Origin of the sequence: Enterococcus pernyi (assembly GCF_045371165.1) — a bacterium.
GTDB classification, from domain to species: Bacteria; Bacillota; Bacilli; order Lactobacillales; family Enterococcaceae; genus Enterococcus_B; species Enterococcus_B pernyi.
In genome coordinates, this window is sequence record NZ_JBIQDM010000001.1 from 237,909 (window position 1) to 254,513 (window position 16,605).

The 16,605-nt window shown below is 39.7% G+C and carries 12 protein-coding genes and 1 pseudogene; 8 read left to right on the top strand and 5 right to left on the bottom strand.

The annotated features are described in order from the left end of the window. The first annotated feature begins 280 nt into the window (after nt 1-280). The 3 genes and pseudogenes from kimA (at nt 281) to ACH0AK_RS01215 (ending at nt 2,725) form a co-directional block, all read left to right on the top strand. Nucleotides 281-2,104 (top strand): potassium transporter KimA, encoded by a 1,824-nt coding sequence (gene kimA, locus ACH0AK_RS01205; protein ID WP_499796688.1) that lies wholly within the window; start codon nt 281-283, stop codon nt 2,102-2,104. A 164-nt stretch (nt 2,105-2,268) separates the two neighbouring features. Next, nucleotides 2,269-2,489, top strand: a pseudogene (mazE, locus tag ACH0AK_RS01210) (type II toxin-antitoxin system PemI/MazE family antitoxin). Next, on the top strand, nt 2,489-2,725 hold the full coding sequence (locus ACH0AK_RS01215; protein ID WP_010736600.1) for a type II toxin-antitoxin system PemK/MazF family toxin: 237 nt from the start codon (nt 2,489-2,491) through the stop codon (nt 2,723-2,725). Before mazE ends, ACH0AK_RS01215 begins: the two are co-directional and overlap by 1 nt. A gap of 318 nt (nt 2,726-3,043) precedes the next feature. On the opposite strand, the gene ACH0AK_RS01220 is transcribed toward ACH0AK_RS01215, so the two are convergent. The 4 genes from ACH0AK_RS01220 to ACH0AK_RS01235 are packed head-to-tail and all read right to left on the bottom strand — an operon-like array spanning nt 3,044 to nt 6,440. Then, nucleotides 3,044-3,706 (bottom strand): ABC transporter permease, encoded by a 663-nt coding sequence (locus tag ACH0AK_RS01220; RefSeq protein ID WP_062806264.1) that lies wholly within the window; start codon nt 3,704-3,706, stop codon nt 3,044-3,046. 5 nt (nt 3,707-3,711) lie between these two features. Beyond that, the gene (locus ACH0AK_RS01225; RefSeq protein ID WP_023518952.1) at nt 3,712-4,629 is read right to left on the bottom strand and encodes an osmoprotectant ABC transporter substrate-binding protein; all 918 of its coding nucleotides are present in this window, start codon (nt 4,627-4,629) and stop codon (nt 3,712-3,714) included. After that, nucleotides 4,626-5,267: an ABC transporter permease gene (locus ACH0AK_RS01230; RefSeq protein WP_010736596.1), complete on the bottom strand. Its 642-nt coding sequence runs from the start codon at nt 5,265-5,267 to the stop codon at nt 4,626-4,628. The genes ACH0AK_RS01225 and ACH0AK_RS01230 overlap by 4 nt, the downstream gene beginning before the upstream one ends. A gap of 3 nt (nt 5,268-5,270) precedes the next feature. After that, nucleotides 5,271-6,440, bottom strand: coding sequence for a betaine/proline/choline family ABC transporter ATP-binding protein (locus ACH0AK_RS01235; protein WP_023518953.1), 1,170 nt, complete (start codon nt 6,438-6,440; stop codon nt 5,271-5,273). 261 nt (nt 6,441-6,701) lie between these two features. On the opposite strand from ACH0AK_RS01235, the gene queA reads away from it, so the two are divergent. Both queA and ACH0AK_RS01245 read left to right on the top strand, forming a co-directional pair. Further along, a complete protein-coding gene (gene queA / locus ACH0AK_RS01240; RefSeq protein ID WP_023518954.1) occupies nt 6,702-7,733 on the top strand; it encodes a tRNA preQ1(34) S-adenosylmethionine ribosyltransferase-isomerase QueA in 1,032 nt (343 codons plus the stop codon). Nucleotides 7,734-8,304: 571 nt separating this feature from the next. Next, a complete protein-coding gene (locus ACH0AK_RS01245) occupies nt 8,305-10,965 on the top strand; it encodes a calcium-translocating P-type ATPase, PMCA-type (protein ID WP_010736593.1) in 2,661 nt (886 codons plus the stop codon). A gap of 64 nt (nt 10,966-11,029) precedes the next feature. Here the strand turns inward: ACH0AK_RS01245 and ACH0AK_RS01250 are convergent, their stop codons facing one another. Continuing rightward, the gene (locus ACH0AK_RS01250) at nt 11,030-11,722 is read right to left on the bottom strand and encodes a DUF975 family protein (RefSeq protein WP_023518956.1); all 693 of its coding nucleotides are present in this window, start codon (nt 11,720-11,722) and stop codon (nt 11,030-11,032) included. Between the two features lie 206 nt (nt 11,723-11,928). Between ACH0AK_RS01250 and tgt the strand changes: the two genes are divergently transcribed. The 3 genes from tgt to adhE all read left to right on the top strand — a co-directional run bounded on the left by tgt (nt 11,929) and on the right by adhE (nt 16,457). After that, nucleotides 11,929-13,074 (top strand): tRNA guanosine(34) transglycosylase Tgt, encoded by a 1,146-nt coding sequence (tgt, locus tag ACH0AK_RS01255; protein WP_010736591.1) that lies wholly within the window; start codon nt 11,929-11,931, stop codon nt 13,072-13,074. A gap of 93 nt (nt 13,075-13,167) precedes the next feature. Continuing rightward, nucleotides 13,168-13,545: a preprotein translocase subunit YajC gene (yajC, locus tag ACH0AK_RS01260; RefSeq protein ID WP_010736590.1), complete on the top strand. Its 378-nt coding sequence runs from the start codon at nt 13,168-13,170 to the stop codon at nt 13,543-13,545. A 314-nt stretch (nt 13,546-13,859) separates the two neighbouring features. Next, entirely contained in the window at nt 13,860-16,457 is a 2,598-nt protein-coding gene (adhE, locus tag ACH0AK_RS01265) for a bifunctional acetaldehyde-CoA/alcohol dehydrogenase (RefSeq protein WP_019722420.1), read from the top strand. Nucleotides 16,458-16,605 lie beyond the last annotated feature (148 nt).

A 16,605-nucleotide genomic window follows, 5' to 3' on the forward strand; every position in this document is an offset into this window, starting at 1 on the left:
GTTTCTCGTAAAGGTTTGAAGTCTCAGTTTTTAAGTGAAGACGAGTTTAGGATAACGTTATTTTCCTAAGCTCGTCTTTTTTCTATACCAGAGAAAGCAAGTGGTTTAATTATGGAAATCACTCTAAAAATGAATTAAAAAAATATGGGGATTTTCTATCGATATTTTTCCCGAATTTTGTTGACATTTAAAGGTCAAGGGCGTACTATAACATCTTGTTTACTATAAAAAATGACACCTGTAATTCGTAGGGGAAAAGGTGTGTAAAGGAGCATAGAAATTGGATTACTTAAAAAGGTTGTTAGTAGGGAAGCCGTTGAAGTCGGCGGAAAACGACGAGCATAAATTAACAAGGTTTGCTGCGTTAGCACTACTATCTTCCGATGCGTTGTCATCGATTGCGTACGGAACAGAACAAATCGTTGTGGTATTAGTGGCGTTGTCTGCTGCTGCGATCTGGTATTCATTGCCAATTGCTGCATTTGTTATTATTTTATTGATTTCATTAACTCTTTCTTATCGGCAGATCATTCACGCATATCCACACGGGGGTGGGGCTTACGTTGTTAGTAGTGAGAACCTCGGTAAAAATGCTGGACTGATTTCGGGCGGGTCTTTATTGATCGATTATATGCTGACTGTTGCGGTTTCCGTCTCAGCCGGTGCAGAGGCGATTACTTCTGCTATACCAGCTCTATATGGGCATCAAGTAGCGATTTCAGTGACTATCGTCCTCTTGTTGATGATGTTGAACTTACGTGGACTGAGAGAGTCAGCTTCGTTTTTACTATTCCCAGTCTATACATTTATTCTCGTCATCTCCTTATTGATTGTCGTTGGTTTGTTTAATATTGTGACTGGGGCAGTACCATTACAAGCAACAGCATTGCCTGGTGCAGTTGTCCCTGGGGTTTCCGTCGCATTGATCTTACGGGCTTTTTCTTCTGGTTCTTCTTCATTGACTGGTGTAGAGGCAATCAGTAATGCAGTACCGTTCTTCAAAAAGCCACGGGCGAAAAACGCAGCGATGACCTTGACGATGATGGCATTGATCTTAGGATTCTTTTTTGTAGGGATCACGTTTATCAACTATTGGTATGGAATCGTTCCTGAAAAAGAAGTAACTGTTCTTTCCCAAATCGGACAAGCTGTTTTTGGACATGGGATCTTGTATTATATCTTGCAATTTGCGACAGCTTTGATTTTGGCAGTGGCAGCAAATACAGGGTTTTCTGCCTTTCCAGTATTAGCCTATAACTTAGCAAAAGATAAATTCATGCCTCATATGTACCAAGATCGTGGTGATCGTTTAGGGTACTCAAATGGGATCATCACGCTTGCATTAGGGTCGATTGTGCTATTGTTTATTTTCAATGGCTCTACTGAACGATTGATTCCATTGTATTCCATTGGTGTATTTATCCCCTTTGCATTATCGCAAACAGGAATGGTCATCAAATGGAAAAAAGAAGGCAAAAAGTGGTGGACGAAATCAATTGCGAATATTACGGGTGCATTTATCTCTTATGCCATCATTGCAATTTTATTTGTTTACCGCTTAGGGGATATTTGGCCGTTCTTCATCATCATGCCAATCGTCATGTTCGTCTTCTATAAAATTCATGATCATTATAAAAAAGTAGCAGAACAACTTCGATTAGAAGACGAAGTAAACTTACACGAGTATAAAGGAAATACGGTTTTGGTACTTGTAGGGAACGTTACGCGGGTAAATACCGGAGCGTTGAATTATGCGCGTTCGATTGGTGATTATGTTGTTGCTATGCACGTTTCATTAGATGAGGATATCGAAAAGGAAAAAGAGATCCAAGCAGAATTTAAAAAGCATTTTCCAGATGTTCGTCTTTCAATCGTCCATTCTTCTTATCGGTCGATTCAAAATCCGATTTTGCGTTATGTGGACATAGTCAGCAAGAATGCTGCAAAACAAAATTATACGACGACCGTATTGATTCCACAGTTTGTACCAAATCGCAGATGGCAGAATATCTTGCATAATCAGACGAGTCTGAGATTGCGTTTACGTCTTTCTTGGCGTGAAAATATCGTCGTAAGTACGTATAGTTATCATTTGAAAAAATAATTACATGATAGCGAGTAACAATTTTTGACCTTAGAACAGCACTTTGGTGTTCTAAGGTTTTTTTATAGTTACATGAAATTGGGTTGGGTATTCAATTTTACGAAAAATGTATTCACGTTGTATTTATATTATGATGATAATAGATAGAATGGAGGGCGAAGATTATGAAGACTAGGAAACAAGGTAATGCGATTGTTTTAACTGTACCTACTAAATTTGGCATAGAAGAAAATGTTGAGTATAGTGCTGTTAAGGGAGAAGACGATACAATCACGTTTATAAAAAAGAAAAAAATATTTTTGATGAAGCATTTGAAAATGATGAAACAATTGATGCAAGTGCTGGTTTTCCTGAGGATTCACTGGTAGGAAAGGAAATTATTTAATGGCATATACTATTAATGGCTATACGCCTAAACAAGGCGATTTTGTGATTATTAATTTCAATCCCAGTATAGGTAGAGAGATTAAAAAAAGAAGACCTGCAATTGTTGTCAGTGCGAACCATTATAATGCAGTAACAGGAATGTGTGCGGTTTGTCCAATTACTGATACGAAATATAAAAACCATATTGCATTAGATAAGAGGCATAAACTACAAGGATATATCAATCCTTTTTAAATCAAAACATTTGATTTTATGGAAAAGCAGAGAAATATACGCTTCGTAGAGAAAGCCACTCTGGCTGAATTAGGTGAAGTGGCGCAAATCATTGATATGGTGTTTGATTTTTCGTCATTATTGTCAGAGTGAGTAGCAACTCATTTATTTATAGTTTATGTAGAACTGTACATACCAGAAGATTCAGTCAATGACTATCTATCTGAATTTCAAATAAAAAAACACCACCAAATCAAGAATTTATTTCTTGAACTGGTGGTGTTTTCAACTATTTAAAAATAGAAATCCATTGGGTTCAATATGGATTCTCTATGTTCGTCATCTTGAATGCTTTGCCGCAGGGTCTAAACGGCGTTCGATGATCCCTAAGACCCAGTCGGTGATGATTGCCATGAAGGCTGTTGGCAAGGCTCCGGCTAAGATGATCGACGTACCATCTGTGGCATTTGTCCCACGAATGATAATGTCTCCTAGTCCGCCAGCTCCGACGAAGGCACCGATGGCGGTGATCCCGATGGCAACGACTAAAGCATTTCTAATGCCTGCCATAATGACTGACACAGATAGCGGTAGTTCTACCATAAAGAGACGTTGGCTGGCTGTCATCCCCATCCCTTTACCGACATCAAGGATATTTTTGTCGACTTGGATCATCCCAGTGTACGTGTTCTTGATGATCGGCAATAGCGAATACAAGAACACCGTGACGATCACGACATTGACCCCTAAACCTAAACCAATCATCAAAATCGAAACCATCGCTAAAGAAGGAATCGTTTGGATGATATTTGTAAAACGGATCACCCAATTGGCTAACTTACGTTTTCGTGAAATGAGAATACCAACGGGGATACCGACGATTGCTGCAAAAAGTACGCCATAGATCGAAATGAGAAAGTGACGTAGGAACTGTGAAAAGACATACGTACCATTCTCTTGAAAATAATAAATAAATTGTTCAAGCCAATTCATGTTTTCCATCATCGTCACTCCCCTCCAAAGTATTGGTTTTCTTTTAAAAAGCGTTCTGCGACGACAGAAGGCTCAACCAAATTATTGTCTGCTTCATAGTTCAATTGTTGCATTTTTTCAGTGCTGATCGTATTACTTAATTTTGTTAATGCTTCTGCTAAACCCGGCGTATCTTTTAATAGTTGATTATCTACAACCGGTGCAGCGTCATAAGGTGGGAAAAAACTCAAGTCATCTTCTAGCATGACTAGATCATAACTAGCAATACGTCCGTCTGTCGAATAACCTAAAACGATATCCATTCTCCCAGCTTCTACAGCGTCATAGACTAGACCGATCTGCATAGGCAAGATGGAATCAAATGAAAAGCCATATGTTTCTTTGAAGCCGTCATAGCCATCTCCTTTACGATTGATCCAGGAAGTATCCACTCCAGCGACAAGTTCATCGGCGACATTTTTCAAGTCACTGACTTTCTTTAAATTGTATTTTTCCGCAGTATCTTTGCGAACAAGAAAAACGTAGGTGTTCTCGAACCCATAAGAAGGAAACCAGGTTTGATCATACCTTTTTTCAAATTCACGTTTTACGATATCAAATGCTTTTTCAGGATCTTTCTCAGGCGGTAAATTAAGGGTAGTAGTCAAATCCGTCCCTGTATAGCGAGCGGCAGAAATAGACGCGTCGCCGTTCATCATTGCTTGATGATTGATCGTCGTCGTTGCTAAGTTATTGATGATCGTCGTATTTTTTTCCGTATAGTGTTCAACCATCCCAGCAACGATACTGGCAATGATCTGAGCTTCAGAAGTGATCCCACCGGTGATAGAAATCGTATCTTCATCAGTATTACTTGCCAATCCTGGGAAGGAGCAACTTGCAAGTAATAAGACGGTCAATACGAGAACGACACTATTTCTGATTCGTTTCATTCGTCATTCTCCTCCCTCAATGCGATCGGAGTTAACCGATTCTCCAATAGTCCTAATAAGAAATCTGCAAGCAATGCTAAGATCGTTACAGGGATCGTTCCAGCGAAAATCAAATCGGGTTGATAATTATTCAAACCGCTAAAAATCAAATCGCCTAGCCCGCCTGCGCCGATGTAAGAGGCGAGGGTTGCCCATGCAATCACATAGACTGCTGCTAACCGGATACCTGCCATGATCGTCGGCATAGCGATCGGCAATTCGACAGAAAAAATCGATTGGATATTTGTCATTCCCATGCCTTTTGCGACATCGCGGTAATTCCAATCCACATTTTTCATCCCAATATAGGTATTTCTTAAAATAGGTAAAAGGGAATAGATAAATAGGGCAATGATTGCAGGCAATTTACCGACACCGAATAAAGGAATCATAAGTGCTAATAGGGCAAGAGAAGGGACTGTTTGTAACGCACTGGTCAGTCCAATAACAATCGTTGCGACTTTAGGAAAACGCGTCAAAAGAACACCTAAAGGAACAGCAACGGCAATCCCGATGACCAATGCAATTGCTGAAATATAGAGATGTTCGAGACTTTTTGAGAGGATCTCAGCGCCATGTTGTTGAAAAAATTCGGCCATTGGTTAAACCTCCTTTGTTTCAGATGGCGTACCAATTGCATCAGTAAGCGATGGTTCTTCGCCCCAGATCACGTCATAGACGATGTCGACAAGAGAGGCTCGAGTTAAAATACCAACGACTTTATTTTGTTCATCAACTACTGGCACATATTTTAAACCACGTTTTAAGATTCGTTGTAAGGTATCACGTAAATAAGCAGATTGTTTTACATAAAAAACATCCTTGTTCAAGATATCGCCAACACTCGAGACTTTTCCACGTTTCTTATCGATTGTTTCAACATCGATAAATCCTTTTAAGGTATTTGAATTATCCGTCACTAAAAGCGTATCGACGCGTTTTTCACGCATCAATTTGATGGCTTCTTGCAATGATTTTTCTGGCGTGATCGTGATGGCTTGGTTCAGCATGACTTCGCCTACTTTTGTGGTATCTGGTTTGGCTTGAAGTAAGCGATCTTCACCGATCAATTCTTCGACAAATTCATTGGCAGGGTGGCGTAAAATATTTTGTGGCGTATCAAATTGAATGACTCTACCTTCACTCATGATCGCGATACGACTGGATAATTTGATTGCTTCATCCATATCATGTGTCACGAAGACGATGGTTTTTCCTAGACGTTCTTGCAGATCCTTGACTAAATCTTGTAAGGAATCTCTTGTGATAGGGTCTAATGCTCCAAAAGGTTCATCCATCAAAATGATGTCTTGATTCGCCGCTAACGCGCGAACGACACCGATACGCTGCTGTTGACCACCAGATAATTCATGTGGGTAACGATCAAGCATTTCACGAGGAAGTTCCACCAGGTCGATCATTTTATCTGCTGTTTTGTTCCGTTCTTCTTGGCTGACCTTCAATAATTTTTGGACAAGAGTGATATTTTCCCGGATCGTCATGTGAGGCATCAAACCGATACTTTGAATCACATAGCCGATTTGTCGTCGGAGTTCAACGGGATTGATTTCTTGGATCGACTTTCCATCAATCAAAATCTGACCTTCTGTCGGGTCCGTCATGCGGTTAAGCATTCGCATCGTAGTGGTTTTTCCGCTACCACTTGTACCGATAAAACAGATGAATTCGCCTTTTTCAAAAGAAATATTGACGTTCTCGACCGCGACTTTTCCACCTTTATAAATTTTTGATACATTCTGAAATTCGATCATCATTGCACCTCTTCTTTTCTTTTCCATAAAGAATGTTCTTATAATAGTATGCCTAAAATAACTAAGGAATACAAATTTGATGATTTATTTACTATACAAATAACTAGACTAGTAGGCGTTTTTTGAAATTATAAATAAAATATAGCTGAAAAGATAACGCAACCAATCATAAATGAATGGAAGGATAAGATTTTTGCTTTTTGGCATTGTCGGCATAAAATGGTAAAATAAAAGGGCCAAACAGAGAAAGTGAGTGACGATATGTTAACAACAGAAGATTTCGATTTTGAGTTACCCGAAGAACTGATTGCCCAAACACCATTAAAAGACCGGGATCATTCCCGATTACTTGTAGTTGACCGTAAGACAGGTGGGATGATGGATAAACATTTCCATGAAATCATTGAGGAATTAAATCCTGGTGATGCGTTAGTGATGAATAATACACGCGTATTGCCTGCGCGCTTATACGGTGAAAAAGTAGAGACGGGTGCCCACTTAGAAGTATTGCTTTTGACCAATACAGAAGGTGACACGTGGGAGACACTGATCAAACCAGCCAAACGTGCCAAAGTAGGGACAGAGATCATTTTTGGTGACGGCCGTTTAAAAGCAGTTGTGAAAGAAGAGCTGGATCATGGTGGACGAATCATTGAGTTTGCCTATGAGGGGATTTTCTTAGAGAATCTAGAAGCGCTTGGCGAAATGCCGTTACCGCCTTATATCAAAGAACGTTTAGAAGATCCAGATCGCTATCAAACTGTCTATGCAGAAGAGAATGGCTCAGCAGCTGCACCAACTGCTGGCTTACATTTCACGACAGAATTATTAGATGAAATCAAAGCAAAAGGCGTGGAGCTTGTGTATTTGACACTGCATGTCGGTCTAGGAACCTTCCGTCCAGTGAGTGTCGATAAAATCGAAGAGCATGAAATGCACAGTGAATTTTATCGTTTGACCGAAGAAGCTGCTACTCGTTTGAATCAAGTTCGCCAAAATGGCGGGAAAATCGTGGCAGTAGGAACGACTTCAATCCGCACATTAGAAACGATTGGTACGAAATTTGATGGGGAGATCAAAGCAGATAGTGGTTGGACTGATATCTTTATTACGCCAGGGTATGAGTTCAAAGTAGTTGAAGCTTTTTCTACGAATTTCCATTTGCCAAAATCCACTTTAGTGATGCTAGTCAGTGCGTTTGCTGGTAGAGAATTAACATTATCAGCTTATCAACATGCCATCGATGAACGTTACCGTTTCTTCAGTTTTGGAGATGCGATGTTTGTAAAGTAACTTTTTAAGATAAAAAAGACCCCGACTCTCGATTAGTCGGGGCTTTTGTGCTTCGGAAGGAAACAAATAAATAGAATTAGTGTAACTTTCCATAGAACATGCAAAGTACGGTGTTGAATTTCTTCTTGATAAACAAAAAATCTTGTTTTCTTTACATCTTCAACAGTTGAATCATCTCTTGTTCCTATTCAATTTTCAGATGTTCATGTTATTTAATTGTTACGTATCCCACTACTTCTTTTTTTGAACGATTTTCGTTTCAAACAATCATACGCATTCGCTATTTATAATGGTTACTTCACATGCTCGTTAAGGTGAAACTTGTACTTCTAACAACTTTGTTTGCTTATACTACTCTATCGAGAAATTCTTCTATCTATTTGTCTTTTCCTCCTTCCTTATGGTTAAATCATACCACGTTTTGGTAGCGTTTGCAATTGATATGTATTGATTATTTTAAAATATTTCTCTTCATATGTATATATGCGATATAGTTGAATTAATTAAAAAAATGATGTTATACTAAAATAGTGCGTTATACATAACGTATGATTTTTAAAGGAGGTATAGGATGGATAGTTACAAAAAAACAATAGAAGAAATAGCAGAAGAAACAAAAGTAGATATAGATCAAGGCTTGTCGATGACTGAAGCAAAAGAAAGAAGTCAAAAACAAGGCAAAAATCAATTCGAAGAAGCCCCCAAAGAATCACTCTTCAAAAAATTTATACGAAGTCTTTCAGATTTCACCACGATTGTTTTGTTAGTTGCCGCAGTCATTTCATTTTACACCGCATTTGCAACTGAACATGGAGACCTGTTCGAAGGACTCTTGATCATTGCGATTGTTATCATCAATTCAGTTCTAGCGATTGTTCAAGAAGGAAATGCAGAAAAAGCATTAGAATCCCTACAAGATATGAATAAACAAACCGCTACGGTCCTCAGAGATGGTAAAGTAGAAAAAGTAGATGCTGAGAATCTAGTTGTCGGGGATGTGCTGGTATTAGAAGCAGGATCAGCGATTGCTGCGGATGCTCGCTTAGTTGAAACATCACAATTACGTGTAGAAGAATCAGCTCTAACCGGTGAAAGTGAGGCTGTCGAAAAAGACGCAGGTTACATAAGTCAAGAAGATGACTCTCTCGGTGACCAATTGAACATGGTCTTTAAAGGTTGTACCGTTGCTGCTGGTCGTGGGAAAGCGATCGTCACAGCGATTGGTATGCAGACCGAAATGGGAAAAATCGCCGGATTATTAAATGACCATACAATGCAGAAAACACCACTACAAGTCCGTTTGAATCAATTAGGGAAGCGAATCAGTGTGATTGCATTAGCAGCTGCTGCCTTAGTCTTTTTGATTGGTGAACTTCAAGGGGAACCGTTACTTGAAATGTTCATGACTTCGATTTCCTTAGCTGTTGCCGCAGTACCAGAAACATTAACTGTTATCGTTACATTGACACTTGCTTATGGTGTACAGAAAATGGCGAAAAAACATGCGATTATTCGTCAGCTGCCAGCTGTTGAAACGCTCGGTACTGCGAATGTCATCTGTTCGGATAAAACCGGTACACTGACACAAAACCGGATGCGCGTACGTCGTGTGTGGAGTAAAGAAGATGAGGTAACAGATGTCGAAGATTCAATGACAAATAGCGCGATGGAAATTTTAAAAATGGCTGCATTATGTACAGATGTGACGGTTGAAAAAGAGGACGATGAATTGATCGTCAAAGGTAATCCAACGGAAGCAGCAATTGTACGTGCAGTTGAGGAAAACTATCATACAAAAGAAGAATTAGAAGAAAAATACCCAAGGGTTGACGAACTTCCATTCGACTCTGATCGAAAAATGATGACGACTGTCCATAAAATGGGTGATAAGTATATCTCTATCACTAAAGGCGCATTTGATGTCTTAGCACCAAAATTTACGTCTGGAGACGTTGAACAAGCAGAAGTGGTCAACGACCGTTTTGGGAAACGTGCCTTACGTGTAATTGCAGTAGGTTATCGAACGTATGACGAAAAACCACAAGAAATCACTTCAGAAGCTTTAGAAAAAGATCTACGTTTGATTGGCTTGATCGGTATGATCGATCCGCCGCGTCCTGAAAGTAAAGGTGCTATCAAGCGTGCGAAAAAAGCTGGTATCAAAACAGTGATGATCACTGGGGATCATGTCGTCACTGCCAGTGCGATTGCCAAAGAATTGGGAATTTTGACCAATAGTAACGAAGCTCTTTCAGGTGCGGAACTCCGTGCGTTATCTGATGAAGAGTTGGATGATCGAGTAAAAGATTTATCCGTTTATGCTCGCGTAACCCCAGAAGATAAAATCCGAATCGTCAAATCATGGCAACGAACAGGTGCTGTGGTCGCAATGACAGGTGATGGTGTGAACGATGCGCCAGCATTGAAAGCGAGTGACGTTGGATGTGCGATGGGGATCACCGGTACAGATGTAGCGCAAAGTGCCGCTGACATGATTTTGACCGATGACAACTTCGCTACGATCGTAGATGCAGTTAGCCAAGGACGTTCCGTTTATCAAAATATTCGAAAAGCGATCAACTTCTTATTAAGCTGTAATATCTCTGAGATTTTTATCGTATTGATTGCGATGTTAGTTGGTTGGGGGGCACCATTTACAGCCGTTCAACTGTTGTTCGTAAACGTTGTTGCTGATGGACTACCTGGTTTCGCTCTAGGAAGAGAACCAGCAGAGGAAGGGATCATGAATGAAGCACCAATTCCTAAAAATGAAGGAATTTTCGCTCGTGGTCTAATGAAGAAAATTGCCATCAATGCAGGAATATTTACGGTAGTCACTTTATTTGGTTACTACTTAGGAAGCTTCGTCGATACGATCAGCCCTTGGGTTGATGCTAGTCAAGAAGTTGGCCAAACCGTTGCATTTCTAGTATTGGCTTACTCTTCGATCATTCATGTCTTTAATGTTCGTAGTAGTCAATCGATTTTCAAAGTGAACTTAGCAACGAATAAATCGTTAGTGGAAATGGCGATTCTTTCCCTTCTTATCACGTCAGCAGTCGCTTTATTACCATTCACGCAAGAATTATTTGGGTTAGTTCATATTAGTTTGAATCATTGGTTCTTAGTAGGAATCTTGTCGCTCATACCGATTGGGGTCAATGAATTGATCAAGTTCCACCAATTGCCAGATGAGGAAGAGACAGTAGAAGCACCAGAATCTGAAATGTAAAAAAATAAACACCAAAAAAGGATTGGAAATTTTCCAATCCTTTTTATTATGGTGAAAAAGCTGGTTAAACTTGTTTTGGTAATTGTTCGTAAAAAGCAGCTTTAGTTGCAGTGATGTATGGATTCAACCATAGATAACCGATACCGACTGTGGCAATTGCTAAGATGTGCCATCCGATAAACGATAAGTCTAACCAGAATAATTTTCCTTTGTAGCCATCCATCAATTTACGGCTTGCTGTAATCGTATCAAGGATTTTTGGTTTTTCACCTGTTTCTGTTACGACATCATAGTAAATGAAATAACTTTGAGAATAGGCATACCCTTTGATGATCCCAGGAATGACTAAAAGCAATGCCCATAACGTAGTGAAAATTGTTGTCACTAGTGCTAACAATAGAACGCCACCGAAGAATACGCCTGAAAAACCTCGGAAAGCATCTTTGAATGGTTCGATCGTTGTTCGTTTCCCACGGATAATGTCTAAATAGGTCCAAGAAATCCCACTCATGAATAATGCACTGATGATCGTAGAAACGATCCCTCCACCTGAACTACTGCTACTTGAGCCATTCACCATTTCTTGTATTGAACTACTGTCTTGCATCGATGCAATCAGTAAAGCGGTAGGCAAAGCTAAAATAAGAATAATAGCAATTGTGATCAATGTTGGAATCAGATTCAACAAAATTGCTTGCCCCCAGCGTCCCTTTAAGCTATCTTTTGCTTGTTTTTTTAGTTCCCCAGAAGATACCATACACTTCACTCCTTTTTTTGATACCCTTAGTATATCAAAGAAGGGCCGAATTAGCTCAGGGATTACTCTTTCATTATTGAAAGGTTCGCAAAAAAAGCAGGTTAAAAAGAACTATAAAAAAAGAGAAGCTCTTGCAAAAAGTAGTTGAAAAGATTATGATGGTGGGAGTTGCAAACGCGATTCTATAAAAGAAAGTAGGGAATTGAATGACAGAACCTGCCATTCGTTATCGTTTAATAAAAAAAGAAAAACATACAGGCGCCCGCCTTGGTGAATTGATTACTCCCCATGGAACTTTTCCAACGCCGATGTTTATGCCTGTGGGTACACTAGCTACCGTTAAAACTATGTCGCCGGAAGAACTAAAAGAAATGGGTGCAGGCGTGATTTTGAGTAATACCTATCATTTATGGCTTCGTCCTGGAGAAGATTTGGTCGAAGAAGCAGGTGGCTTGCATAAATTTATGAATTGGGACCAGCCGATTTTAACTGATTCTGGTGGATTTCAAGTCTTCTCATTAAGTGATATGCGTAACATCGTTGAAGAAGGTGTGCATTTCAAAAACCACTTGAACGGCTCAAAAATGTTCTTGTCTCCTGAAAAAGCCATCAACATCCAAAATAAATTAGGTTCTGATATCATGATGAGTTTTGATGAATGTCCTCCATTTGATGAGAGCTATGATTATGTGAAAAAATCAGTTGAACGAACTTCTCGTTGGGCAGAACGTGGATTGAAAGCTCATGCGAATCCAGATCGTCAAGGATTATTTGGTATCATCCAAGGAGCTGGTTTTGAAGATTTACGTAAACAAAGTGCGAAAGACTTAATCAGTATGGATTTCCCTGGGTATTCCATCGGAGGTTTATCTGTCGGTGAACCAAAAGCTGAGATGAACCGTGTCTTAGAATTTACGACGCCATTGATCCCAGATCATAAGCCACGTTATTTGATGGGGGTAGGAGCTGCGGATTCATTGATTGATGGCGTGATTCGTGGAGTCGATATGTTCGACTGTGTTCTACCAACCCGAATCGCTCGTAACGGAACATGTATGACATCGCAAGGACGATTAGTCGTAAAAAATGCGCAATATGCCCGGGACTTCCGTCCAATCGATGAAAAATGTGATTGCTATACTTGTAAAAATTATACGAGAGCATATATTCGTCACTTGATCAAATGTGATGAAACATTTGGCATCCGTTTAACGTCTTATCACAATCTATACTTCTTATTAAACTTGATGAAACAAGTTCGACAAGCGATTATGGATGATAACTTATTAGAGTTTCGTGCAGCCTTTTTCGAAGAGTATGGGTTCAATAAAGAAAACGCAAAAAGTTTCTAGCAGGATTTGTGAAATTTAGTTAAAAAACTAGTTTCTAGCGCCTTTTTCTGCTAAAGTGTTTAGTGTAGATATTTAGTTAGTGAGGTGAAAAAAATGGGTTCATTACCAATGTTAGTGATGTTCGTTGCCCTATTAGGGATGTGGTTCTTTATGTCACGTACACAAAAGAAACAACAACAAGAACGTCAAAACTTGCTTGATAGTATGAAAGCTGGCGATGAAGTAGTCACGATCGGTGGACTTCATGGCGTAGTCTCAGAAATCGACGAGACAAATCGTACAGTTGTTTTAGACTGCGAAGGGATCTTTTTAGAATACGATCGAGCAGCCATCAAAACGGTAAAACCAGGTACAGGCGCGATGACAAGCACACCAATCGCACCAGTAGAAGAACCGACAGAACCAGAAGTAATTGAAACTGTTGAAGTTCCAGAAACACCTGAAGAGAAAAAAGAAGAAAAAGAATTATAGACACCGGTTGTTTGCCACGCGTGGGCTAAATGTATACGGAGTTCGATCATTCTTTATCAAAAAGACTGTCGTCATTCCTATCTCGTATAGAGATAAGAAGGCGATCAGTCTTTTTTGTGTGACTTTGCTAAATAAATCACATCTGCCATTATGGAGCGGTCACTCGATAATCTCTCTTGTGGAACGGACTGTTTCTAAAGAAAAATATAACTGTGAAAAAAATCACAAAAAAGTATTTACATCGAAAAAAAAGTGTTGTATGATGTGTATGTGAAATAATTAACAAATAACCATGACTCAGTAGGAGGAACATAATGGCTAAAATAATGGAAAAAGAAGAGACAAAAACTGTTGATGTACAAGCGATGATCGACGATTTAGCGACAAAAGCAAATGTTGCGTTGAAAGAAATGGAAAGTTTTGATCAAGAAAAAGTAGATCACATTGTGCATGAAATGGCAATGGCTGCATTAGATCAGCACATGCCTCTAGCAAAAATGGCTGTCGAAGAAACTGGCCGTGGCATCTATGAAGATAAAGCAATCAAAAATATGTATGCTTCAGAATATATTTGGAACAGTATCAAATATGACAAAACTGTCGGAGTAATCAATGAAGACACTCAAAAAGGATTGATTGAGATTGCTGAACCAGTCGGCGTCGTTTGTGGCGTAACACCAACAACAAACCCAACTTCAACAACAATCTTTAAATCAATGATCGCTTTGAAAACCAGAAACCCAATCGTTTTTGCTTTCCATCCAAGCGCTCAAAAATGTTCCGCTGAGGCAGCAAGAGTCGTTCGTGATGCAGCCATCGCAGCAGGTGCGCCAGAAAACTGTATCCAATGGATCGAGCATCCATCGATCGATGCGACTTCAATGTTGATGAACCACCCAGGAATTGCAATCGTATTAGCAACTGGTGGCGCAGGCATGGTAAAATCCGCTTATTCAACTGGTAAACCAGCTTTAGGTGTTGGACCGGGTAACGTTCCTGCATATATCGAAAAAACAGCAAAAGTAAAACGTGCAGTGAATGACTTGATCGTATCAAAAACATTCGATAACGGCATGATTTGTGCTTCTGAGCAAGCAGTCATCGTAGATAAAGAAATCTATGCAGCCGTAAAAGCAGAATTCCAAGCTCACCAAGTGTACTTCGTCAAACCAGCAGAGCTTTCAAAATTAGAAGATGCTGTCATGAATGAAGGTAAATACGCTGTAAATCCTGCAATCGTGGGACATTCAGCAATGGATATTGCAAAATTAGCAGGGATCAATGTACCAGAAGGAACCAAATTATTAGTGGCAGAATTAGAAGGCGTAGGGCCTGATTATCCACTTTCACGTGAGAAACTTTCACCGGTTTTAGCAATGGTCAAATCAAACAGTACAGAACATGCTTTCGAATTATGTGAAGGAATGTTGAACCTTGGTGGATTAGGGCATACAGCTGTCATCCATTCAGAAAACGAAGAGTTGCATGTTCAATTTGGACTACGCATGAAAGCTTGCCGTATCTTAGTCAACACACCATCAGCAGAAGGCGGAATCGGAAATATCTACAACGAAATGATTCCATCATTGACACTAGGTTGTGGTTCATACGGAAAGAATTCTGTTTCAAGAAACGTATCAGCAGTCAACTTAATCAACGTCAAAACTGTAGCGAAACGGAGAAATAACATGCAATGGTTCAAATTACCACCAAAAATCTTTTTTGAAAAGAATTCTTTGCTTTACTTGGAAAAAATGGAAAACGTTGAACGTGTCATGATCGTTTGTGACCCAGGTATGGTCCAATTCGGCTACTGTGACACTGTAAGAGAAGTATTAGCACGTCGTAAAAATGATGTGAAAATCGAGATCTTTTCAGATGTTGAACCAAACCCTTCAACAAATACAGTTTACGCTGGTACAAAAATGATGGCGGACTTCAAACCAGATACAGTGATCGCTCTTGGGGGCGGATCAGCAATGGATGCGGCGAAAGGCATGTGGATGTTCTATGAGCACCCAGATACTTCATTCTTTGGCGCAAAACAAAAATTCTTAGATATCCGTAAACGTACGTATAAAATCGACAAACCTGAAAAAACACAGTTTGTATGTATCCCAACAACATCAGGAACTGGTTCAGAAGTGACACCATTCGCAGTAATCACAGATAGCGAAACACATGTGAAATATCCATTAGCTGACTACGCATTGACACCAGATGTGGCAATCGTTGATCCACAATTTGTGATGTCAGTTCCCGCTTCTGTTACAGCGGATACAGGTATGGATGTACTGACACATGCTATCGAATCTTATGTCTCTGTGATGGCTTCTGATTACACTCGTGGGTTGAGTTTACAAGCAATCAAATTAGTCTTTGACTACTTGGAAAAATCAGTGAAAACACCAGATATGGAATCACGCGAAAAAATGCATAATGCGTCAACAATGGCTGGTATGGCCTTTGCCAATGCCTTCTTAGGAATTTGTCACTCAGTTGCGCATAAAATCGGTGGAGAATACGGTATCCCTCATGGACGTACAAATGCGATCCTATTGCCGCATATCATCCGCTATAATGCGAAAGATCCACAAAAACATGCGATGTTCCCTAAATATGACTACTTCCGTGCGGATACAGACTACGCGGATATCGCGAAGTTCTTAGGTTTGAAAGGGAAAACAACAGCAGAGCTTGTAGAAGCATTGGCAACAGCTGTTAGCGACTTAGGAAAATCTGTTGGTATCGACATGAGCTTGAGAGCGCAAGGCGTGACGCAAGAAACATTAGACACAACAGTTGATCGCATGGCTGAATTAGCGTATGAAGATCAATGTACAACAGCCAATCCAAAAGAACCATTGATCAGTGAGTTGAAACAAATCATTATCGACGCATATAATGCGTAATTCATAACTAAAAGTTGTCCCAACAACGAATCAAGCATGAGAGAATCTTCTCACTTGGTTCGTTGTTTTTTCTTTTTAAGATAATGTCTATCAAGCGATACACCAGAAGAATTTCCGGAAATAATTCTTGTAGAATCGCTCAATATGT

Coding starts and splice junctions, on each gene's coding strand:
- ACH0AK_RS01215 (WP_010736600.1), top strand. CDS start 2,489: ATGGCATATACTATTAATGGCTATACGCCTAAACAAGGCGATTTTGTG.
- ACH0AK_RS01220 (WP_062806264.1), bottom strand. CDS start 3,706: ATGGAAAACATGAATTGGCTTGAACAATTTATTTATTATTTTCAAGAG.
- ACH0AK_RS01225 (WP_023518952.1), bottom strand. CDS start 4,629: ATGAAACGAATCAGAAATAGTGTCGTTCTCGTATTGACCGTCTTATTA.
- ACH0AK_RS01230 (WP_010736596.1), bottom strand. CDS start 5,267: ATGGCCGAATTTTTTCAACAACATGGCGCTGAGATCCTCTCAAAAAGT.
- ACH0AK_RS01235 (WP_023518953.1), bottom strand. CDS start 6,440: ATGATCGAATTTCAGAATGTATCAAAAATTTATAAAGGTGGAAAAGTC.
- queA (WP_023518954.1), top strand. CDS start 6,702: ATGTTAACAACAGAAGATTTCGATTTTGAGTTACCCGAAGAACTGATT.
- ACH0AK_RS01245 (WP_010736593.1), top strand. CDS start 8,305: ATGGATAGTTACAAAAAAACAATAGAAGAAATAGCAGAAGAAACAAAA.
- ACH0AK_RS01250 (WP_023518956.1), bottom strand. CDS start 11,722: ATGGTATCTTCTGGGGAACTAAAAAAACAAGCAAAAGATAGCTTAAAG.
- tgt (WP_010736591.1), top strand. CDS start 11,929: ATGACAGAACCTGCCATTCGTTATCGTTTAATAAAAAAAGAAAAACAT.
- yajC (WP_010736590.1), top strand. CDS start 13,168: ATGGGTTCATTACCAATGTTAGTGATGTTCGTTGCCCTATTAGGGATG.
- adhE (WP_019722420.1), top strand. CDS start 13,860: ATGGCTAAAATAATGGAAAAAGAAGAGACAAAAACTGTTGATGTACAA.